Below are 21,127 nucleotides of genomic sequence, written 5' to 3'. Positions count from 1 at the left end.
TGGCTGCGTGAGGCTCAAGCAGGAACCATCCCAATTGCCGTCGACAAGCCCTAAAGTTGTCATTCTGCTCGCGACCAGAGACGGCGCCGAATTTCTCCGGGAACAGCTCGAGTCTTATCGAGCTCAGACCTATTCGAATTGGGAGCTGCTAGTTTCTGATGACGGTTCGACGGACAGTACCGTCGAGATCGTCTATGAGTTCGCTCGATGCGTCTCGCAGCGAGTGATTGTTCGCCAGGGACCGCAACAGGGGTTCTGGCAGAACTTCGTTTCGCTGGTTCGCAGTGATGCACTCGATGGCGACCTGTTCGCCTATAGTGATCAGGATGACATCTGGTTTCCGGAGAAACTTGCGAAAGCCGTGAGCTGGTTCGAAGCGCTTCCGAGCGATCATCCGGCTCTGTATTTTACCCGGACCGAGTTGATCGAGGAGGGCGGCGCGCCGATTGGCTTCTCACCTCTCTTCTTGCGCGAGCCAACATTTCAGAACGCCCTGGTACAGAACATCGGCGGCGGCAATACGATGGTGTTCAATCGCGCGGCCCGGTTGGCGCTGCGCACCACGCCAGCTGACGTTGCCCTGGTATCGCACGATTGGTGGACGTATCAGGTCGTGACCGGGATCGGCGGCATTGCGCATTACGATCCCTGGCCCAGCCTACGATACAGACAACATGTGGAAAATCTTGTCGGAGCGAATGTCGGTCTGCGGGCTCGGCTTGTTCGATCGTTCGCATTCGTCGGCGGCCGCTTCGCAATGTGGAATGATGTCAACCTGAACATGCTAGGCAGCATGCGAGAGCTGCTAACGCCGCAGAACGCACTCGTCCTCGCCCGGTACACCCAAGCGCGGTTGGTCGGATGGCCCAAGCGGCTACGGCTCCTTTGGAAATCCGGAGTGTACCGGCAAAGCCTCCTCGAGAATCTCGCGCTTTTCGTTGGGGCGCTGTTTGGCCGGCTGTGAGGCCGGTTCATGCCATCTCGACGCGGACTCTTTGCGTCTCTGCGTACATTTCGAGGATCTCCTCGAGGGGGCCTGCTGCTCTGATAACGCCCTGATCCATCCAAAGCGCCTTGTTGCAGAACTGGCGGCAGGTTTCGGCACTATGCGAAGCGAGCACCAGGATGCTTGCCTTCGCGACGAAATTGTCAATGCGATGCTTGGCCTTGATGATGAATCTGTCGTCGCCAGCCATGATCCACTCGTCCATCAACAGGATTTCGGGGGCAAAGCTGGTCGCCACTGCAAAGGTCAATCGCGTCATCATGCCGGAGGAATAGGTGCGCACCGGGATCTCCAGATATTCGCCAAGCTCTGTGAAATCGGAGATATCCTGCATTTTTCTGGCGATATCGTCAGGCGTCATGCCGAGGATCAGGCCGCGCATTCGGACATTCTCATAGCCGCTGAGGTCGGGGTCGATGCCAAGACCGATGTCGAGCATCGGAGAGATTGTCCCACGAGTGCGGACTGTGCCGACGACCGGCTCATAGATGCCGGCCATCACGCGCAGCAAGGTAGTTTTGCCGGCACCGTTTGATCCGATCAGCGCGACCCTGTCGCCGGCGGTAATATGTGTCGAGACGTTTCGCAGCGCTTCGACCACGATACGGTGGTTCGCGTCGGTCGCCAGATGGCCACCGGAGCTACGGAACAGCAGACTCTTCTTCAACGACCGCGACCCGCCATGATAGATGGGAAACGACACGCTGACATTTTCCAACGTCAGTTCTGACTGAATGTTGTCTGTAGCCATCGTCTTCAGATCCAATAGGCGATACGCGAGCGAAAGCGCGTGAAGACCAGCCCGGCAAATCCGAGATTGACAGCCGTGATCAACAACACGGCAAGGTAGTTCTTGAGATCAGGAGCATTTCCCAACAAGGGCGTCCGCACGATCTCGATCAGATGGAAAAATGGATTGATGTCGGCGATGTAAGCCCGGCGATGAAGCAATTCCGGTTTCCACATGATGGGCGTAACAAAGAATACCAATTGCACGATGGAGTTGATGAGCGGTGGAATGTCCCGGAAGCGCGCGGACAGAATGCCGATATAGACTGTTGCCAGCGCACCGTTCAATACCACGAGGATCAGTCCGGGAATCGCCAGTAAGGCGATTGCGCCAGGCCAGATCCCAAAATAGATCACAATCCCAAAATATATGACGAAGTTATGGGCGAAGATAATGATCTTGCTCCAACTCGACCGATAGACATAGATCGAGTAGGGCAGCCGCACCTGCTTGATATAGGACTCGGCCACTGTGAAGATCATGCCGCCTTCGCTGAGGAAGTTCGCAAGAAGATTCCAGACCAGCAGACCGGTGCAGAGAAAAGGTAAGAAACTGCGAATCGGAGTGTTGAATAATTCTGCGTAGAGAAATCCCAACGCAACCACCATGATTGCCATGCTGGCAGTGAGCCAGAACGGTCCCAGCACTGAGCGGCGATAGCGCTGAAGGATGTCGTTCCATCCCATCCGGCCCCACAGACGCCATGCGGCGAAACCATCCCGAAGGTCGGCAAGTGCCATCGCGGTGGATCTTTGTCCTTCGCCCCAAGTGACAATCCCCGGCGGATGCCCTTCCCCCGGCGGATGCCCTTCGCTGCTTCGTGTTTTGATAGAGGCTAACATCAATCGATTTCAACTTTGCGGTGGCGTAGCTCGGATCTTGTCGCGGAAAACCGAGCATATTATAATACCATCAGACTTCTGATTCTTGCCATCCCCCAACTGGCATCAGAACTAAGACTTCGTCCGGTCAAGCAGGCCCGACGGATGGGCAACCCCGATCCTGTTGGCGTGCCTTGAGGTTCCAGAGATGATGCTTTAAGCCATAGAACGTCACATGCGTCCAGCGCGATGGTGCTTGAACAATTGTCGATCGTGGGCGGGTCATTGTGAGGAGCGTCTGCAATGGGGAAGGGGATTCAACGAGGCGTTGCGTCCAGAAAAGCTGGCGCAAGTTAAAATTTCAATTTGGCGGAACCAACGTCCGAAAATGGCTATCAAGATTGAACGCGTAGACATTCCGGACGTTCTGCTGCTGACCCCAGCGAAACATAGCGACCCTCGAGGATTTTTCTCGGAGACGTTTCGTGCGGACGTGCTTGTTGCGAGGGGCGTTGCAGCGGCGTTCGTGCAGGACAATCACGTGTCGTCGACACAAAGGGGCGTTCTGCGCGGATTGCATTACCAGCTTCCGCCGCACCCGCAAGGTAAGCTGGTGAGGTGCTCGCGTGGAGCAATTCTAGACGTCGGTGTTGACATCAGGGCGGGCTCGCCGACCTTCGGCCGCCACATCGCCGCCGAGCTGTCGGCGGCGAATTGGCGTCAATTGTGGCTGCCGCCCGGCTTCGCTCATGGCTACGTTACACTGACCGACGATTGCGAGGTCATCTACAAGGTGACCGATTACTACGCGCCGGACTGCGATCGCGGTATTGCCTGGGACGATCCTGACTTAGGCATCGATTGGCGGATTTCGGCGGCTGGTGTCATCTTATCAGACAAGGATCGCAAGCAGCCGCGCCTGAGAGATGTCTCTCCGGCCTTTCAATTCGGCGGTTGAGGAGTTGGCGCATTGCGTGTGATTGTGACTGGAGGAGCCGGTTTTATCGGATCGGCGTTATGTCGACATTTCATCGCCGATCTCGGCTATGACGTCGTCGTGGTTGATAAATTGACGTATGCCGGCAACACGGCGTCGCTGGCGCTGGTTGCGTCTAGTCCGCATTATGCGTTTGAAAAGCACGATATTTGCGATGGCGCAGCTATGGCTGCGATTTTCGAGAAATACCAGCCGGACGCGATAGTTCATCTGGCGGCCGAGAGCCACGTCGATCGTTCGATCGCCGGCTCCGATCTGTTCTTGAGAACCAATGTCGTCGGTACATTCACGCTGCTCGAGACCGCTCGCCGTTACCTCGCGTCGGCCAGGAAAAATGCGGACGATTTCCGTTTCGTGCACGTCTCGACGGACGAGGTTTACGGGTCGCTCGGAGAGGACGGGCTGTTCACAGAAACCACGGCCTACGATCCCAGTTCTCCCTATTCGGCCACCAAAGCTGCTTCCGACCATCTGGCGAAGGCCTGGCACCGAACCTATGACGTGCCTGTCATCGTCTCCAATTGTTCCAACAATTACGGGCCCTATCATTTTCCCGAAAAGCTGATTCCGCTGGTTATCCTCAACGCACTGGATCGCAAGCCGCTTCCGGTCTATGGCGACGGCTCCAACGTCCGCGATTGGCTGTTTGTCGACGACCACGCCCGGGCGCTTGGCATCATTCTCGCAACAGGCCGACCCGGCGAAACCTACAATATCGGCGGACGCAATGAGCGGACCAACATCGAAGTGGTCCGGCAGATCTGTTCGTGGATGGATCGCCTGCGCCCGAACGGCGCCTCGCATCACGAGCTGATTTCGTTCGTTGCCGATCGCCCGGGGCACGATCAGCGTTACGCGATTGATGCCAGCAAGCTCGAAACCGATCTGGGATGGCGAGCGCGGGAAACGTTCGAAACCGGGATCGAAAAAACAGTGCAGTGGTATCTCGCGCGCGAAGATTGGTGGCAACCGTTGCGGAATAAGGTCTATGGCGGCGAACGTCTCGGTCTGGTGGGGGCGTGAATCCACAGATGCGGATCTATGTGATTGGCGGCGAGGGCCAGGTCGCGCGGTCGCTCCGGGAGGCTGCGGCCGCCGACAAGGAGATTGAGTTCGGCTTTGGCCGACGACCGGACGTCGATCTGCTGAACGCAGTCTCGATCGAGCGAGCCATTGCCGCATTCCGTCCCGACGTGGTGGTCAATCCCGCGGCCTACACGGCGGTGGATACAGCTGAGTCGGAACCCGATCTCGCATTTGCGCTCAATCGCGATGGCGCAGGCCTTGTAGCGGTGGCGGCCGCGGATCAAGGCATTCCGGTCATCCATCTGTCGACCGACTACGTCTTTGACGGGATGAAGACCGGCGCCTATGTCGAGAGCGATCCGGTCAACCCGCAAAGCGTCTATGGCCGCTCCAAGTTGGCGGGCGAGCTAGCTGTCGCCGCGGCGAACCCAAGGCACGTTATCTTGCGTACGTCATGGGTCTACGCGCCGTTTGGAGGTAATTTCGTGCGCACGATTCTTCGCCTTGCATCGGAACGCGACCGGCTGCGGGTAGTGAACGATCAGGTAGGTTGCCCCACATATGCGCTGGATATCGCCGACGCGATCCGCGCCATCGCCGGGCGGGTGGCGGGGGGCTGGCAGCCGCATTATGCGGGTGTCACGCATCTTGCCGGGCCCGACCCGATGACTTGGTACGCCTTCGCGAAACAGATCACCGATCTCGCCGCGTCCCGCGGCGGGCGGTCCGTATTGCTTGACCCGATCTCGACTTCCGATTATCCGACAGCTGCCGTCCGACCAGCGAATTCGCAGCTTTCGAGCGCGAAACTGGCGGCGGTGTTCGATGTGGGGCTGCCTCCGCTGAAGCAGTCTCTGACGGATTGCCTTGATCGTCTTCTTGGGACTTGAACGGGAGATCTGCTTTGAAAGGCATTATTCTTGCTGGCGGAAGCGGGACGCGCCTCTATCCGATGACGCTCGTGACCTCCAAGCAGTTGCTGCCCGTCTACGACAAGCCGATGGTCTATTATCCGCTGACCACGCTGATGTTGGCCGGCATCCGCGACATCCTGATCATTTCGACGCCGCAGGACTTGCCGTTGTTCGAGGCGTTGTTGGGAGACGGCAATCAGTGGGGGCTATCGCTGTCTTACGCGGTGCAGCCCAAACCTGAAGGTCTGGCGCAGGCGTTCGTGATCGGCGCCGATTTCATTGGCGGCGACGCCTCGGCGCTCATTCTCGGCGACAACATCTTCTTTGGCCATGGCCTCCCGAATTTGCTCGCCAGCGCCACGTCGCGGACCACCGGCGCAACGGTGTTTGCCTATCACGTCGCCGATCCGGAACGATATGGAGTGGTCGCGTTCGACAAGCAGGGCAATGCGACCTCGATCGAGGAAAAGCCACTACAGCCGAAGTCGAACTTCGCCGTTACCGGACTCTATTTCTATGATAACCGAGTTGTCGATATTGCGGCCAACATCAAGCCGTCAGCACGCGGCGAACTCGAAATTACCGATGTGAACCGGGCCTATCTTGAGCGCGGAGAGCTTGCGGTTGAGCTGATGGGACGCGGCTTCGCCTGGCTGGACACCGGTACGCCGGACAGCCTGTTGGAAGCCGCCGACTTTGTCGCCACGCTCGAGCGGCGACAGGGATTTCGGATCGCCTGTCCCGAAGAGGTGGCTTTCGGCCAAGGATACATCGATCGCGATCAGTTGGCACGCCTGGGCGCGGCGCTGGGAAAGAGCGCCTATGCGCGCTACATCAGCGACCTCGCTGAAGCCCTGTGAGCCCCGTCTTTCCGATCATCGCCGCAGGTCTTCTAGTGCTTCGGTGATCCAGCAACAAGGACAACAACGTCGTGCCAGGCCAGGCTTCAACCTTCACCAGCGATCTCGCTGTTGTTTATCTGGCACGCCATGCCGAAGGAAAAGGACCGGTCACGAATTTCATTGAATCCTTCGAGCGTCATCTACCCGGGATTGCGCATGATTGCGTGGTGGTCCGAAAAGGCTTCCCGCCGGGGGAATCCACGCTCGACAAAGTCCTGAAGCGTGCATTCCCTCATTTCATTTCAGTGTCGGATGACGGCTTCGACATCAACGCCTATGCCAAGGCTGCTGCGCAGCTTCCGCACACGCGTGTGGTCTTCCTCAACACGTTCTCGGAAATCACGTCTGACAACTGGCTTCGCAAACTGCATTCGGCGTTTGCCGATCCGGCGGTCGGAATCGCTGGGGCCACCGGTTCCTATGAAAGCCTTCTCAGCAGCATGAAGCACGTCCAAAAGGGATGGTGGCTGTTTCAGAATGAGGGGATTCCAAAACCGGCCGGCCTCCGACGGTTGTTCCGAGCAATCCGGACGCGGTTGCCGAAGCGGCTGGCGACTAGAGTGGTGGCCACTGCGATTTCCTATTTCGCCGTGCGCTCGTCACGCCACGACTGCACACTGGACGACAAGTTTGAAGCGTATTGGGCCAACGAGATCGGGCCCGGCGGCGCGCTGGCGCGCTTGGACGACATGGCGCCTTTTCCGAACCCGCACATCAGAACGAATGCCTTCATGATCGAACGACAGGTCTTTCTCGATGTGCTGCCGGATTCGATCGAAACCAAGAACGATTCATACCTTTTCGAGAGCGGGCCGGACGGGCTGACGCAGCGAATTCTTCAGCGCGGCCTAAAAATCGTGGTGGTGGGTGCGGATGGACGCGTTTACGGGATGGAAGAATGGGCCGAAAGCGGCACATTTCGCCTTGGAGGCCAGCGCAATCTTCTCGTCAAGGACAACCAGACTCGGGCGTTCCAAAACATGAATGCGGCCGGGCAGCGTGCTTTCACGAGGATGACCTGGGGCGACGACCAAGATACCATCTCCCGGTAGGTCATGAGCGGGGCAAATGCGCCGGAATCCGATCGCCGCGGGAGGGGTGAGGGGGAGGGGGAGAATTGCCAACTGCGGAGCGCGGTTAGATTGTGCTGCGTGGCATAGGTTGGTACATAGGCCAGCGAAGGGTGGGGCCTCGCGCGGGGATGAGAACGGGGCACTTCCAACGGTTGAACCGAGATTCACAGTTCCTGGTGAAGAAGAATGCGCGTTGTCGAGAAAATTTGCCGTGTCCGATTGCTGTCGGATCCCCCCGGTTTTTCCGTCCAGCATGTGACTGCGGTAGGATCGGCGTGCGTGGGTGGCATCTCAGGAAACGGGTGGCCTGAAAGGGCATCGCGGCTCTCTAGCTGCTGGTCAGATTTGCTTACCGAAGAAGCAGGGGCTCTGCGAGCTGAAGCTGCAGCGGTTCTTGGTTGATGCAGGAGTTTTCGATTTCTCCGCTGAAAATGCTGGTGGACTTGTGGTGCAACCGCGGCCTGATACGCGCTCTGGTGCACCGGGAAGTGGTCGGACGCTATCGCGGATCTGTGCTCGGACTGTTCTGGTCATTCTTCAATCCGATTCTGATGCTAATCATCTACACACTAGTCTTCAGCGTGGTTTTCAAGATGCGCTGGAATGTCGGGAGTGACTCGAAGACTGAGTTTGCGATGGTGCTGTTTCCCGGCCTGATCGTATTCACGCTTTTCTCGGAATGCTTGAACCGCGCGCCCAGCCTGATCCTGAGCAACGTGAACTACGTCAAGAAGGTGGTTTTTCCGCTAGAGATACTTCCTTCCGTTGCGCTGGGTTCGGCGATCTTTCATGGCGCGGTGAGCATGTGCGTGTGGTTTATTGCGTATCTGTTCTTGTTTGGAATGCCGCACCTCACCGTCGTGCTGATCCCCCTGGTTTTGCTGCCGCTGCTGCTTTTCATTCTGGGGGTGAGCTGGTTCCTGGCCTCACTCGGCGTCTATTTGCGCGACGTCGCGCAGTTCATGGGCATGATCACCACGATCCTGATGTTCCTATCGCCGATCTTCTATCCGGTGAATGCATTTCCGGAGAAATATCGCAGCCTGCTGTTCCTCAATCCGATCACGCCCGCGATCGAGCAGGCGCGGGATGTGTTGTTCTGGGGGAAGGTGCCGGACCCGTCGATGTACCTGATCTATCTTTTAGGCGGCGCCTTGGTCGCGTGGTGTGGTTTTGTCTGGTTTCAGAAGACCCGCCGGGGGTTCGCCGATGTCCTCTAGGGAAACTGCAATTAAGGTACAGAGCCTCAGCAAGTGCTACCAGATCTACAACAAGCCGCACGATCGTTTAAAGCAGTCCTTGTTTCCGCGACTCGGAGCGCTGATCGGCAAGACGCCGCAGCAGTATTTTCGGGAGTTCTGGGCGCTCAGAGACGTTTCCTTTGAGGTAAAGAAGGGCGAAACCGTTGGCATTATCGGGCGCAACGGGAGTGGAAAATCGACCCTATTGCAGATGATCTGCGGAACCCTCAATCCGAGCGGTGGCGCGATCAAGGTTAATGGTCGCGTGGCAGCGCTGCTGGAACTCGGGGCTGGCTTCAATCCGGAATTCACTGGCCGCGAGAATGTCTACATGGCGGCCACCCTCTACGGGCTGACCCATGCGCAGATCGGCAGCCGTTTCGAGCTTATCGCTGCGTTCGCCGATATTGGCGAGTTCATCGAACAGCCGGTGAAGACCTATTCGAGCGGCATGTATGTCCGGCTGGCATTTGCGGTGATTGCGCATGTCGACGCCGATGTTCTGGTGGTCGACGAAGCGCTCGCGGTCGGGGATGCGGTGTTCACCCAAAAATGCATGCGCTTCATCCGAGAGTTTCAAAAGCACGGCACCTTGCTGTTTGTCAGCCACGATACCGCTGCCGTGCAGAACCTGTGCGAATCCGCGATCTGGCTGTCCCACGGCCAGATCCGGATGACCGGCACGTCGAGAGAGGTTTCTGAAAGCTACCTCCAATTCACGCTTCAGGAAGTCTACGGCGAAGAAGCCAAGTTGATCTCGGTCGCGTCGGACCAGGCCGCCGGGCCGGCGCCTGAAACATCGCCAATGGATTCGCACGCGGCGCCGGCTGTGGATTACGGCGCCGTGGCCAGCGTACGCGACAATACCGCTGTCGCCACCGGCTGGAAGACAGGCCATGCCGAAATCCAATCCGTTTCCTTGACGAAATTGTCAGCCGGTCCGGAGGGGATTTACGAAGGTGGCGAGCGCGTTCGCATGACCGTCCGCGCCAAGGCACATGGTCCACTCGGCAAGCCGATCCTGGGATTTCTGATTCGCGATCGGTTGGGGCAGGATCTGTTCGGAGAGAATACGCTTCCGTTCACCGATCGCATGCCGGTTCGCATCGAGCCGGGCATGACATTCGAAGGCGTGTTCGAGTTCCGTCTGCCGATGCTTCCGAACGGGCAATATGCGGTCATGGCGTCGGTCGCAAACGGCGATCGCTACGACAACATTCAGCATCATTGGATGCATGACGCGCTGATCGTCAACGTCGCTTCAAGCAAGATTCGTTACGGGCTCGTTGGCATTCCATTCGAGCGGGTAGAGTTGCAGGTTACGAATGACTAAACGAACGCTTCACGAACTCTACGCCAGCCACTCAGGAAAGACATCCGACAAGTGGTCGCTCTATCTCGATGAATATGATCGTTTGTTCTCGTCGATGAGGGATCGTCCGGTCCGGCTGCTCGAGATCGGTGTCCAGAACGGCGGTTCGCTCGACATCTGGTCGCAATTCTTTCCGAAGGCGCAGGCGATCGTCGGCTGTGACATCAATCCGGATTGCGAGCGCCTGACGTATGATGATCCGCGCATCGGCGTCATTGTCGGCAATGCAAATGATCCGCAGACCCAGGGGCTGATACTGCAGCGGTCCGGACAGTTCGACATCGTGATCGATGACGGGTCCCATCTGTCCGGCGACATTGTCAAGACTTTCGCGCTGTATTTTCCGCATCTTGCGGAGGGTGGAATCTTCATTGCCGAGGATCTGCATTGCAGCTACTGGGACAAGTTCGAGGGTGGACTCTACTATCCGTATTCCTCTATCACGTTTTTCAAGCGCCTTGCGGATGTCGTCAACCATGAGCATTGGGGGATGCCCAAGGCTCGCGGCGAAATTCTGCGCGGCATCTTCGGTAAATACGGTTGCGAGCTGCCCGAAGAAAGTCTGGCGTTGGTTCATTCGGTCGAATTCATCAATTCGATGTGCGTGGTGAGAAAATCGCCCGCCGCAAAGAACGGCCTCGGTCAGCGCGTTGTTTGCGGCACCTTGGAGTTGGTGGTTCCGGCCAACAAGGAATGGAGCGGCACTCCGTACCAACTGGATCCGATCTTCGACGAAAGCAAGAACATCTGGACCAATCGATCTGCGCCGCCCGACGAGACGTTCCCTGACTTAGAGCGAGACCTTGCTGCGTCAGCCGAGATCATTTTGGATCTGAAGCAGAGAAGCGAACAGCTAAATAGCGAGCTCGGGCAGCTAAGTCGCGAGCTCGATGAAATTCGCAGATCGACCAGTTGGCGAATAACGGCGATCGCGCGGCTTTTGGCAACTCGCATGCGAAGTCTGGCGCCCAACTCGCCCCGGACCGGCCGCCTGCGCCTTCGTAAGCTCGTCTTGCGACACGGTTTTGCTTTTTATCAACAGCACATGAGGCACACCCAGTTCGGCCGCGCTATCGGGCAATATATCCGTGATCGTGGGCTGATCAGTTCAGCCAGGCTGGAGATCGTCGCGTCCGAACCTGTGCACGTCTCGGACGCCGAGGTCCATTCGCAGGTGCCAGGCTACCACCTAAGCCTTCCGCTAAATTTCGAGGTGGCCGACGACCTCGCCGTTCGCCCCTCCGTCAACGTGCTGTTGCCGAGCCTCCGCCTGAAGCACATGTCGGGCGGCCCCAACACCGCGCTGCTGCTCGCGTCCATGCTGGCGGAGCGCGGCGAGCGCTTCCGACTGATCGCCTGCGATGTGCCGCTGGAGGGCGAAGACGCCGCCTTATTCCCTTACATGGAGCGGCTATTGAATCGGCCGGTCGCCAGGGACCGCATTGAGATCGTCGATGGATTCGACCGCACCAGGCCGATCCCGATCGGCATCCGCGATGTATTTTTCGCGACCGCCTGGTGGACCGCCCAGATTGCGAAATACGCCGTTGCCAATACTGCCAATAAGGCTTTCATTTACCTGATTCAGGATTTCGAACCGATTCTTCACGAGGGCTCCACCTTCCAGGCCCGTGCGCTCGAAACCTATGGATTGCCGCATATTCCGGTGATCAATACCCAACTTCTGCTCGACCATTTGGTCCGGGAAGGTGCTGGGCGCTTTGCAGACCCGGCATTTGCGGCCGATGCGCTATGGTTCAGTCCCGCCCTGGATCGCACCCATTATTTTCCCGTCGCCACTCAATCCAAAAAGAAGGTGCTGCTGTTCTACGCTCGCCCCAGCGTCGCCCGCCGCAACCTGTTCGAAATTGGCCTTGTCGCGCTGCGTCGCGCTGTTGCCTCCGGCGCCATCGATAAGGACAATTGGGAGGTCTGGGCGATGGGCGAAAAGATTCCGCCAATTGCGCTCGGCGAAGGCGTTATGCTCAATCCGCTGCCGTGGATGAGCTTCGACGACTATGCCGGACGCGTGCGCACCGCCGATGTCATGCTGTCATTGATGCTGTCGCCGCATCCGAGCTATCCGCCGTTGGAAATGGCTGCGTCCGGCAAGCTGGTCGTCACCAACAGTTTCTCGGTAAAGACGGCGGATCGCATGCGGGCGTTCTCGCCGAACATTATCGTTGCGGAGCCGAATGCCGAAAGCGTCGGGCAGGCTATCGAGAACGCAGCAGGGCGGATCAATTGCGGGCTGCCGAGTTACGATTCCTCCGGCGCGATCGCATTGCCGACGGACTGGGATCAGAGCCTCAACGGAATCGTCACGGAATTGCTTGCGCGCCTGGAAGGGATGCGCGAGCCTGCGCTGGGAACCGCGCAATCGGTGGCGCCGGGCCTGCCGTCGGTGGCGAAGAGCGACTACGAGGCCTACCGCAAGACGAGTCTCGCCCGTCGTCGCCGGGATGGAATGTACCATCAAACGCCCGGCCTGCTTTCCTTTGTAACCACTGTCTACAACACCGATCCTCGGTTCATCGAAGAGCTTGGCAACAGTGTTTTTCTTCAGGACGGGGGAATGCATTTCGAATGGCTGATCCTCGACAACGGCTCCACAGAGGAGGGCACCCGCCGCACCCTTGTGAGGCTCGCACGCCATCCGGGCGTGCGGCTCGAGCGCGTCGAGAGCAATCTCGGTATCATCGGCGGAATGCGGTACTGCCTCGAACGGGCGTCCGGGCGTTATATTCTGCCGCTGGATTCCGACGATCTGATCGAGCCCGATTGCGTCCACGTTCTCACTCGCTTCATCGAGGATAGAAATTATCCAGCGCTGCTCTTTACCGACGAAGACAAGCTGGACGCGGGACGGTTTCATACGCCGTACTTTAAGCCGGACTGGGATCCCGTGCTATTCGTGCACTCGTGTTACATTGCGCATCTTTGCGCCATCGATCGCGAACTGGCAATCCAGCTTGGCTTATACAGCGACAGCTCTGCCGAAGGCTGCCACGATTGGGACAGCTTTATCCGTTTCATGCTCGCCGGCAAAAAGCCGACGCATGTTCCGGAAGTGCTTTACAGTTGGCGCATGCATGCCGCATCGACGTCCGGAAACATCGAATCGAAGTCCTACATCACCGAGTCCCACCGGCGGACGCTGCAGAGATTTCTTGATCGCTCCGGCGCAACGAATATCGAGCTCGTGAACAGCCCGCTATTCCAGTACAATGTGGACTGGTGGTTCCGGCGAGAGCGATCGCATGCGCAATCGATTCAGACGATCCTGATTGGCGCGGCGAATGGTACGGCTGACGCGTTGCCGGACGTTACTGCCTTCGTGCTGGAGCGTGGAAACGTTGCCGATCTCGCCAATGCAGTCGACAGAATCGGCACCGATCTCGTCCATCTGCAATGGCACGGTGTTTTGCCGCTCGATGACGAGTGGCGCTGGGATGCCATGGCGCTGCTTGAATTGTTCGCCGATGCAGTGATGGTTGGCGGCAGGCTGGATGACGGCTCCGCAATCGTGGATGGTCCGCGCGTGTTTGGCTACGGCGATGGCTGTGGTTGTCCGGATCAGGGGCGCGCGCTGACCGATCCTGGCTACGGCGCGCGGATGTGGAAGGCGCATACGGTTTCGGCGGTCTCGACGGCGCATTGCGTAGTCAGGACATCCTTTCTGAAGCAGTGTCTGGGTGAACTGCAGCGCGAAGCCGTCGCGATTGAAATGCTCGGCCCCTGGCTCGGGGCAATGGCGGCGGAGGCAGGTAAGAGGGTGGTCTATTCGCCGTTCATGCGCGCGCGTGTGGAGAGAGCCGACGCGGCGGCTGTTTCCGGGAGCGGGACGAGGCGTTGGTTATCACGCTTCTGGTCACTGATCCCAGACCAGCGAGTGTATTCGCCGAGGCTGGGCCTGGCTGCAGAACTCGCCTACCGGGAAGTCCAACCCGAGGCCAATCGCCAGCATCTGGCGCACCTGCACGCCGGGCTTCTCAGCTACTCCGACTGGCTTGAAATGCATATTGCCGGGCGGCGTTCGCGCTATCGGCTCCCAGCTGAGGCGGTCTCGGTTTCGCTCATTACGACGGTCTATGAAGGCACGAAGATCGACCTACTCGACGCGTTGGCGGCGTCGGTTGTGGCGCAAACTTTAAAGCCAGTGGAGTGGGTCATTGTCGCGCACGGACCGATTGCGCCCGACGCGCTTGCCCACATCGTACGCGAGGGCGCCGATCATTGGCGCGCAACGGTGATCGTTGAGCCGGCGTCGCTCGGCATCATGGGTGCCATGCGTCGCGGACTAGATAAGGCTCAGGGCGACTACATCGTGCCGGTGGATGCGGATGACCTGCTCACCGTGGATGCCGTTCAGATCTTGGCGAGTTCCATCGCGCGATTGGACCAGCCGGACATGATCTATTCCGACGAAGACGCGCTTGTCGAAGGCAAGCCGGTGTCGCCCTATCTCCGTGCTGCGTTCGATCCCGTGCTCAATCTCGACAGTTCGTATATTTGGCACCTGTGTGCTATCAACCGGCAGCGCGCCCTGTCGCTCGGCCTCTATACTGACCCCGGCGCTACATGGTGTCACGATTGGGACAGCGTGATGCGGATCGCCAACGCGGGCGGCCGGATCGAGCACGTTCCCGAAGTGCTCTATCACTGGCGGCAACATGCCGCTTCCACTACCCACAAGCCCGAAGGAGACGAGCGCGCGATAGGGGCAGTGAGGCATGTCCTCGAGCGTCAAATCGCCCGGTTGGCCGCACCCGACGGGTTCTGCGTTGCAAAATGGCCGGAATATCGCGGCGCGCGCGAGCTATATATTGCGCGGAAGATCCATCACCTACCTCAGCTGATCTGGGCGGGCGACGCGGCGCGGGTCGAGTCCGTCGATTCCGATGCGATTCTGGTGTTCGCCGCCAGCGGCGTGATAATTCAGTCCCAAGACGTCGCCGGCGAGGTGGCCCGTCTGCTTGAGTTGCATCCTGTGGTCGGCGCTATCGGAGGCGTCGTTGTCGGTCCAGACGATTTCGTGACGGACGGTTGCTGCATGGTCAATCGGTCCGGCTTGTTGGAATCGCCGTGGCTGGGCCGGAGCGCGGCGTGGCCTGGCCCCTATGCCCTAGCACTGAAGCCGCAGACCGTAACGACGACTGGCAATTCGCTCGCGTTCTTCAGGGTCGCGGCGTTGAAGCGGGCGGATCTCTGGCCGCTGGAAATAAACGAGCATTCGCCGAGCTCCGTCCGCGACATATGCCTTCTTCTCGCAAAGGACGGTTGGAGCACCGCGTTCTCACCGCTTGTGCGGGCGCGGAGCAGCCTCGCAGTTCAAAGCGACCCAGCCAGCGCTCGACCACTGCCTGATGTACGGCGCGAAAGCCAGGCGCTGGTCAGATATGGAACAGCTCTCGGTCACAGCGACTAACGGGTAACCCGGGCATGTTTGAGTTGCAGGTACGCGGTGAGGTTGCGGCACTGAATTGCGGGTGAAAGTGGAGACTGCTCATGTCGTCGGGTGTTGCCGCCGCGGTCCAGCCACAAATCGCCGTCGTTTACCTTGCGAGGTTCGCGGAAGGCGTCGCGCCAGTTCACAAGTTCATTGATTCCTATAAGCGCCGCCGGGTAGGCATCACCCATGACCTGGTGATCGTTTGGAAGGGCTTTCCCAATAACGATCCCGCCGGTTCTCCGCAGAAAGCGATTTGCGATCAGGTTGAGCATCGATCGATCGCGATGACCGATAAGGGCTTCGATATTACAGCTTACAAGCTGGCCGGCGAAACACTGTCGCACAACCACGTTTGCTTCTTGAACACTTTTTCCGAGATCGAATCCGACGACTGGCTGCGCAAGCTCTACGATCACGCATCACGGGCCAATATCGGCATCGCCGGCGCAACCGCATCGCTGGAAAGCGTCCGCGACAGCATGAAGAGCATGTCAAAGGCCGTATGGCTTTGTGTCCAGGGCATCCCCTATGATCCGCTGATAGCCGAACAGTGGGGCCACGAGATCGTAAAGCACGCTCCGAACTGGTTGGCGCGGCGGCCGCCGTCGCTCTACAGGCGCGCGCGGCGGTTTGCCCGACGGGCCCTGGCGCTAAAATGGGGTGCATTGAAACCGCCGAGCCGCCAAGAGATGGAAGATCTCTTCGAGACCGTATGGGCGAAGCAAGGCGCTATCTATGCTAAATTGCCTCCATTTCCCAACCATCACATTCGCAGCAACGGCTTCATGATGCGGCGGCCGGTGTTTCTGGATGCGCTCCCGCCGAGGCTTGCTACGAAAGAAGACTGCTTTGAGTTCGAAAGCGGTCATGCGAGCGTGACGAACAGGGTTGTGCGGCAGGGTCTGTACGCTGTTGTCGTTGGTGATGATGGTAAGGCATACCATTCCTCCGAATGGTCGAGCAGCAAGACTTTCCGATCTGGCGCGCAAGAGAACATCCTCGTATCAGATAACCAAACACGCGCTTTCGAGGCGATGTCGCCGGAGTTGAAGAAACTGTACGAGCATTGGACGTGGCACGGACCCAAGGCAGCTGTGATTGAAAGCGTGCTATATAAAGAATCGAGATCACAAGGACCTGATGAACGGAAGAACGACGAGTCTTGCGATCGCGCAGGGCCTCTTTAGGCCGCCGTCCAACGTCAATGTCACCCTCGAGCGTGTGATTACGAGCTTCAGATAGGCACACTGAATGCTTCAAACTTTGGCTCCAGCACGCCAAACGTCCATTGGGACGGAGAGGTAAGGATCACTGTTCGTAAGCTCGCAAATCAAGGTCGGTGGCGCTCTCAGAAGTTCTCCAGGCGGCTATCATTCCTTGGCCGACGGCCTCATAGGACAATCTCAGCACGACCTTGCCGCCATTGAGTTGAATGATCGGGTCGAAAACGAACATTGCGTAGCCGTTGTCACGCACGAGCGTGGCGTCCAGCTGTGATTGGCCCAAATCGTTCCCATTACCGTCAACGACCGCAAGGGTCAACAGTCCCTTGTTGACTTGTCCATAAGTGGATAGCCGAACTTCAATTGCTCGGATTGTGTGAACCGGAACGGGAAATTCCGTGACGATCGTTGGCCGAATGAGGGATGGGACACCCTTCTGCCCGTTAGTGAAAGTCGAAACAAATCGCGAATATGTCGGCTGGCATGGCGTAGCCTCCTCGCAATCTATCTTCTCCCAAGATACGGAGAAGGGCTCGCTGTAGTCGGTTGGGCTCTTGCTCTCGAAGCGGATGCCAACAACTTTCGGGCCTGCCCACTCGACGCCACCGAGAAACTTGTAGAGGGATGAATAATTTTCAAAAAAAGGAGCTACCCAAACCCCGCTCGTTAGGTGCGGTGGCATCAGCCGATACTTTTGCTCGGTACCGTCGGAAAGGATGTAGACCAGGTGTATGGGTTCCAGGCGGAACAGAGCTTCCTCGAGCTTCGCTGACAGGGATTTTGTGAGGTCAACCTTGATCCGCAGAATTGTCGAGGGCGACGCCGGCGGCAAGGGTATTGCGTTGTTCCAGCGCGCTAGTTCCGACCTGAAAGTCGTCGGCTCGCTAAACCGGCGCTCCACGTCCGAGGAGCGCTCCAACAAGCCAATCTGAGGTTTCGAAGGGTCGTTCTCCACAAAGATGGTTCGGTAGTGTCGCATGACCTCAAGGAAGGCGATCGGATCATCGAAAAGTTGGTGACGACCATCGACTCCGGCGATCGAGTCGTTTGGATGATGCATGATCAGAAAGGCGGGCGCGTTCGGACTTCTGAGGAAATCGGCATTGAGCCTGTCAAGATGTTCCGTGAACGCATTGAAATGCTGAAAGATCGGTTTCAGGTGCCAGTTCAATTGCGGATTGGCCGCGACGAAACCAAGTTCATAAGAGTAGACGTCGACCGTCTTTTTGCCGATCCGGCTCAGCGTATCTGGATCCATCCGAGACTTGGCTAATTGTGAATCAGAGACCCGCCTGAGGTGCAATCGATACTGCGAATAATGACGGAGGTGCGCGAGCGGCTCCAGTCCGGCTGCAACTTTGGGGGTGAATTGTATGTCAGCACTTACAAGCGCTGTTGCGGTCAGAGATGTGATTGCCGTCGCACCGAGGATGCCGATCGCTGGACGGTAGAAGGCAAGAGTGAACCATTTGTTGTTTGCCTTATCCGGCGAAGACGATCGTTTGCTCAGATGCAAGATCAAGACGCAAAAGGTCGAGAATGCCAGAATAAAAACGAGCGCGAAAACGTGCATATCGTATCGAACAACGCCGTGTTTCCAGCTGATGGCGACCGATGGAATTACGATCGCTAGCGCATGCAGGTTGCGCCAGCGCGGCAGCAAACCCGCAAAGACTGCGAGTAGCGCCATCGCAGATAAGAAAAGGCTCAGGCTCAAGCTCTCGTTTGCTCGAGAGACGCTCATCGAGGCTGTATATCCGGCGGAAAGTTGTAGTGAGTTGTAGAAGTAAGAGGCCATTCCACTGAGGGAGCCGCTGAGCACAATCCAGGCGATACAGAAAGTCGCCACGCTCGATATCGCTGCGACCATGGCGCGTTGAAAGATTTCGCGGACTGAGGTGAAAGGAACCAGGGTGCTTGCGAGTATGGCGCCGAGGCAGCCAATACCGATCGTCACTTTCATCAAGAGCCCGAGGGCAGCCAAAAATCCGCAGCATGCGATGATCGGGTATCTAAACCGAGTTTCTTCGTACCCCAGAAATAGCAACAATGTGACAAAGCACGACGGCAGTCTGTCGACATCAATAAAGCCGGAGACGGCTGCGCCGACGGCAAGTCCTAAAATTGCGCGCCATCCTCCTGTACGGCTAATCACGAAGTAGGACATGGCGGCAGCGAAAGCCGCGTACACTATGGTCCAGAACACGAATCCTGTCGTGAAATTGATTCCGACGTCTTCTATCGCAAGGAGAAAGCCTAACGGGCCATAGGTGTAGACGATGTCGGTTCCAAATTTTGCCCCGGTGGAAGCGCCGAGATTTAAGATGTGAGGGAATGAGGCGTCCAGTCCTGCGCCCATCGGTACGAACGGCACCCTGTAGGCCTGCAAAAATATGATCAGTGTCCCGATCCAAAAGAGAACAGGGGGCCGGTAGAGCTTAAGGCTGCTGATCAAGAGGAACTCTATGCTTTGGCTGGATTGGCTCGCATGGAAGTCTGATGCGGCTGAGGTGTGAAAGGTTGTGGACCGTTCTTTCTGAATGGGGCGCAAGCTACCGTCACAGCCAGCCCGAGTAAAGCCAACCCCTTTCGGGGACTTTTCATGGGAAAAATGCTCGACCTGCGTGGAATTTCGCGCGCGTCGTTTGATCTGATTGTCGCGGAGGAGGTCACCAGCCAGGCGGTAGGCGCTATCGCCATTGAGTGGCCCGGCGAACAGTCCGGCGTGACCGGCGGCACTGGGTATGATTTCGGCCAAAAGTCGCGGGCACAGATCCTCGCCGATTGGACCGGCAAGATTCCGGACGCGATGGTGAAAGCGCTGGCGAACACCGCCGGGGTCACCGGACCGAAGGCAAAGGCCGCGGTATAGCCCACTGATAGTTGAAAAGAGTGGTCGGTGTTAATAAAGCCGACTACGAGCGCGCCAAAGAAGAAACTGCTGGCGAGAAACGGACCTTTCGTCCGGCTGATGATGAAATAGGACGTCGGGGCAGCTAAAACGGCATGGCAAAGGTCCAGAACGGATATCCGAGTGGGAGGTTGATTCCGACATCCTCAATGACCAAAGGAAAGGAAAGCGGGCCATATGTATTGATGGTGTCCTGACCGAACGTGGCCGGCGTGAAGGCGGGCAGGTCGGCTGCATCGCTAGGCATGGAGAATCGATTTCTCACCCGGCGCAAATCCAGAGGCCAGACCATAGAGCCGCTGCTGGCCAATCGGTGGCGTCGGAACCAAGGCAGCCACTTTACACTTTTCGGCAGATCACGTAGAAGTCCAGCCTGGGTAGCGGTAACGGTGCTGCTGGCCCGCTGATTGCGAGACTGAGGCGCAGCGCAGCCTTGAACGACCATCGACAGTTTTCGCGCATCACCATTGTCTGTCCTGTTTATAACGAGGAAAAGGTCGTTCCGCTGTTCTTCGAGCGGGCGCTGCCGGTGATCGAGCTGCTTTCCGCGCGTTACCGCGTCGAGCTGCTGTTCCTCAATAACGCCTCCACAGATGGGACCTATGCCGAAATCGGTAAGCTGCGCGCGCAATATGATTTCGTCTATGTGATCACGCTAAGCGCCAATGTCGGCTACCAGCGCTCGTTGGAATGTGGACTGCGCAACGCGCAGGGCGACGTCATCGCCTTTATCGACGTCGATTGCGAAGACCCGCCGGAGATGCTGCTGGATTTCGTCGGCTATTACGAGAAGGGCTTCGACATCGTTTATGGTGCGCGCGTGGATCGCGAGGAAGCGCGGCCAGTCAAGACGCTGCGCAAGTTGTTCTACCATGTCGTCCGATCGCTGGCGGACGAGGACATCATCCTGTACATGGCCGAGTTCTCGCTGCTTACTTCCGAAGTGCGCGATGCCATTGTAAACGACCACAACTCGTTCCCGTTCGTCCGTGCGTCGATCTCGCGGGTCGGCTTCAAGCGGATCGGTCTGCCTTACAAGCGGCAACGCCGCGTCGCGGGGAAGACAAACTACAATCTCGTTGGAATGACGATCTTCGCCATCGCTGGCATCCTGTCGTCGACCACACTGCCCCTACGCCTGCCAATCTACGTGCTGCCTTTGTGGCTGCTGCTCACGGCTGTATTGGGAGCTGCGTACATATTGGCCGAAAGCCCGTGGCTGTTGCTGCTGAACCTTCTGTGCGGCTGCACGTATTTCGGATTTACGGCGGCGTTCACAGCGCTCTACGTGGCCCGCTCCTACAAGAATGGCCTTGGGCGACCAAACTATGTGGTGAACCGCCGCTACACGCACGCCCAGCGTTCCACCGTGGCGTCGTGAGCGAAACCGGCGCCCAGA

The 21,127-nt window shown here is 58.0% G+C and carries 16 protein-coding genes; 12 read left to right on the top strand and 4 right to left on the bottom strand.

Features of this window, described 5'->3' with window-relative positions; genetic code table 11:
* The first annotated feature begins 7 nt into the window (after nucleotides 1–7).
* Nucleotides 8–964 (top strand): glycosyltransferase family 2 protein, encoded by a 957-nt coding sequence (locus IVA82_RS31810; RefSeq protein ID WP_247391852.1) that lies wholly within the window; start codon nucleotides 8–10, stop codon nucleotides 962–964.
* A gap of 7 nt (nucleotides 965–971) precedes the next feature.
* Here the strand turns inward: IVA82_RS31810 and IVA82_RS31805 are convergent, their stop codons facing one another.
* The gene (locus IVA82_RS31805) at nucleotides 972–1,757 is read right to left on the bottom strand and encodes an ABC transporter ATP-binding protein (protein WP_247391881.1); all 786 of its coding nucleotides are present in this window, start codon (nucleotides 1,755–1,757) and stop codon (nucleotides 972–974) included.
* A 5-nt stretch (nucleotides 1,758–1,762) separates the two neighbouring features.
* On the bottom strand, nucleotides 1,763–2,638 hold the full coding sequence (locus tag IVA82_RS31800; protein ID WP_247391850.1) for an ABC transporter permease: 876 nt from the start codon (nucleotides 2,636–2,638) through the stop codon (nucleotides 1,763–1,765).
* Nucleotides 2,639–3,011: 373 nt separating this feature from the next.
* Between IVA82_RS31800 and rfbC the strand changes: the two genes are divergently transcribed.
* The 9 genes from rfbC to IVA82_RS31755 all read left to right on the top strand — a co-directional run bounded on the left by rfbC (nucleotide 3,012) and on the right by IVA82_RS31755 (nucleotide 16,781).
* Nucleotides 3,012–3,575 carry a dTDP-4-dehydrorhamnose 3,5-epimerase gene (rfbC, locus tag IVA82_RS31795; RefSeq protein WP_346658829.1) on the top strand — a complete coding sequence of 188 codons (564 nt, stop codon included), beginning with the start codon at nucleotides 3,012–3,014 and terminating at the stop codon, nucleotides 3,573–3,575.
* A gap of 12 nt (nucleotides 3,576–3,587) precedes the next feature.
* Nucleotides 3,588–4,637: a dTDP-glucose 4,6-dehydratase gene (gene rfbB / locus IVA82_RS31790; protein ID WP_247391844.1), complete on the top strand. Its 1,050-nt coding sequence runs from the start codon at nucleotides 3,588–3,590 to the stop codon at nucleotides 4,635–4,637.
* An 8-nt stretch (nucleotides 4,638–4,645) separates the two neighbouring features.
* Nucleotides 4,646–5,530 carry a dTDP-4-dehydrorhamnose reductase gene (gene rfbD / locus IVA82_RS31785; protein WP_247391841.1) on the top strand — a complete coding sequence of 295 codons (885 nt, stop codon included), beginning with the start codon at nucleotides 4,646–4,648 and terminating at the stop codon, nucleotides 5,528–5,530.
* 14 nt (nucleotides 5,531–5,544) lie between these two features.
* Nucleotides 5,545–6,414, top strand: a complete 870-nt coding sequence (rfbA, locus tag IVA82_RS31780) for a glucose-1-phosphate thymidylyltransferase RfbA (RefSeq protein ID WP_247391838.1) — start codon at nucleotides 5,545–5,547, stop codon at nucleotides 6,412–6,414.
* 71 nt (nucleotides 6,415–6,485) lie between these two features.
* A complete protein-coding gene (locus tag IVA82_RS31775) occupies nucleotides 6,486–7,508 on the top strand; it encodes a hypothetical protein (RefSeq protein ID WP_247391836.1) in 1,023 nt (340 codons plus the stop codon).
* Between the two features lie 422 nt (nucleotides 7,509–7,930).
* Nucleotides 7,931–8,749, top strand: coding sequence for an ABC transporter permease (locus IVA82_RS31770; RefSeq protein WP_247391835.1), 819 nt, complete (start codon nucleotides 7,931–7,933; stop codon nucleotides 8,747–8,749).
* The gene (locus IVA82_RS31765) at nucleotides 8,739–10,103 is read left to right on the top strand and encodes an ABC transporter ATP-binding protein (RefSeq protein WP_247391833.1); all 1,365 of its coding nucleotides are present in this window, start codon (nucleotides 8,739–8,741) and stop codon (nucleotides 10,101–10,103) included. The genes IVA82_RS31770 and IVA82_RS31765 overlap by 11 nt, the downstream gene beginning before the upstream one ends.
* Nucleotides 10,096–15,570, top strand: coding sequence for a glycosyltransferase (locus tag IVA82_RS31760; RefSeq protein WP_247391832.1), 5,475 nt, complete (start codon nucleotides 10,096–10,098; stop codon nucleotides 15,568–15,570). The genes IVA82_RS31765 and IVA82_RS31760 overlap by 8 nt, the downstream gene beginning before the upstream one ends.
* A gap of 80 nt (nucleotides 15,571–15,650) precedes the next feature.
* The gene (locus IVA82_RS31755) at nucleotides 15,651–16,781 is read left to right on the top strand and encodes a hypothetical protein (RefSeq protein WP_247391830.1); all 1,131 of its coding nucleotides are present in this window, start codon (nucleotides 15,651–15,653) and stop codon (nucleotides 16,779–16,781) included.
* Nucleotides 16,782–16,902: 121 nt separating this feature from the next.
* Here the strand turns inward: IVA82_RS31755 and IVA82_RS31750 are convergent, their stop codons facing one another.
* Complete coding sequence (locus tag IVA82_RS31750) at nucleotides 16,903–19,272, bottom strand: hypothetical protein (RefSeq protein WP_247391828.1); 2,370 nt, start codon at nucleotides 19,270–19,272, stop codon at nucleotides 16,903–16,905.
* A gap of 147 nt (nucleotides 19,273–19,419) precedes the next feature.
* Here IVA82_RS31750 and IVA82_RS31745 point away from each other — a divergent pair, with 147 nt between their 5' ends.
* Nucleotides 19,420–19,689: a hypothetical protein gene (locus tag IVA82_RS31745; protein ID WP_247391826.1), complete on the top strand. Its 270-nt coding sequence runs from the start codon at nucleotides 19,420–19,422 to the stop codon at nucleotides 19,687–19,689.
* 124 nt (nucleotides 19,690–19,813) lie between these two features.
* On the opposite strand, the gene IVA82_RS31740 is transcribed toward IVA82_RS31745, so the two are convergent.
* The gene (locus IVA82_RS31740) at nucleotides 19,814–20,020 is read right to left on the bottom strand and encodes a hypothetical protein (protein WP_247391823.1); all 207 of its coding nucleotides are present in this window, start codon (nucleotides 20,018–20,020) and stop codon (nucleotides 19,814–19,816) included.
* A 141-nt stretch (nucleotides 20,021–20,161) separates the two neighbouring features.
* Here IVA82_RS31740 and IVA82_RS31735 point away from each other — a divergent pair, with 141 nt between their 5' ends.
* Nucleotides 20,162–21,109: a glycosyltransferase family 2 protein gene (locus IVA82_RS31735; protein ID WP_247391821.1), complete on the top strand. Its 948-nt coding sequence runs from the start codon at nucleotides 20,162–20,164 to the stop codon at nucleotides 21,107–21,109.
* Nucleotides 21,110–21,127: the final 18 nt, after the last annotated feature.

The organism is Bradyrhizobium sp. 142 (assembly GCF_023074015.1).
Lineage (GTDB): Bacteria > Pseudomonadota > Alphaproteobacteria > Rhizobiales > Xanthobacteraceae > Bradyrhizobium.
This window is presented reverse-complemented; position numbering and strand designations above follow the sequence as displayed.

Excerpts from the sequence above, each read along its gene's own strand:
- IVA82_RS31805 (WP_247391881.1), bottom strand. The coding sequence starts at position 1,757 with ATGGCTACAGACAACATTCAGTCAGAACTGACGTTGGAAAATGTCAGC.
- IVA82_RS31800 (WP_247391850.1), bottom strand. The coding sequence starts at position 2,638 with ATGTTAGCCTCTATCAAAACACGAAGCAGCGAAGGGCATCCGCCGGGG.
- rfbD (WP_247391841.1), top strand. The coding sequence starts at position 4,646 with ATGCGGATCTATGTGATTGGCGGCGAGGGCCAGGTCGCGCGGTCGCTC.
- IVA82_RS31770 (WP_247391835.1), top strand. The coding sequence starts at position 7,931 with ATGCAGGAGTTTTCGATTTCTCCGCTGAAAATGCTGGTGGACTTGTGG.
- IVA82_RS31765 (WP_247391833.1), top strand. The coding sequence starts at position 8,739 with ATGTCCTCTAGGGAAACTGCAATTAAGGTACAGAGCCTCAGCAAGTGC.
- IVA82_RS31760 (WP_247391832.1), top strand. The coding sequence starts at position 10,096 with ATGACTAAACGAACGCTTCACGAACTCTACGCCAGCCACTCAGGAAAG.
- IVA82_RS31755 (WP_247391830.1), top strand. The coding sequence starts at position 15,651 with ATGTCGTCGGGTGTTGCCGCCGCGGTCCAGCCACAAATCGCCGTCGTT.
- IVA82_RS31745 (WP_247391826.1), top strand. The coding sequence starts at position 19,420 with ATGGGAAAAATGCTCGACCTGCGTGGAATTTCGCGCGCGTCGTTTGAT.
- IVA82_RS31740 (WP_247391823.1), bottom strand. The coding sequence starts at position 20,020 with ATGGTCTGGCCTCTGGATTTGCGCCGGGTGAGAAATCGATTCTCCATG.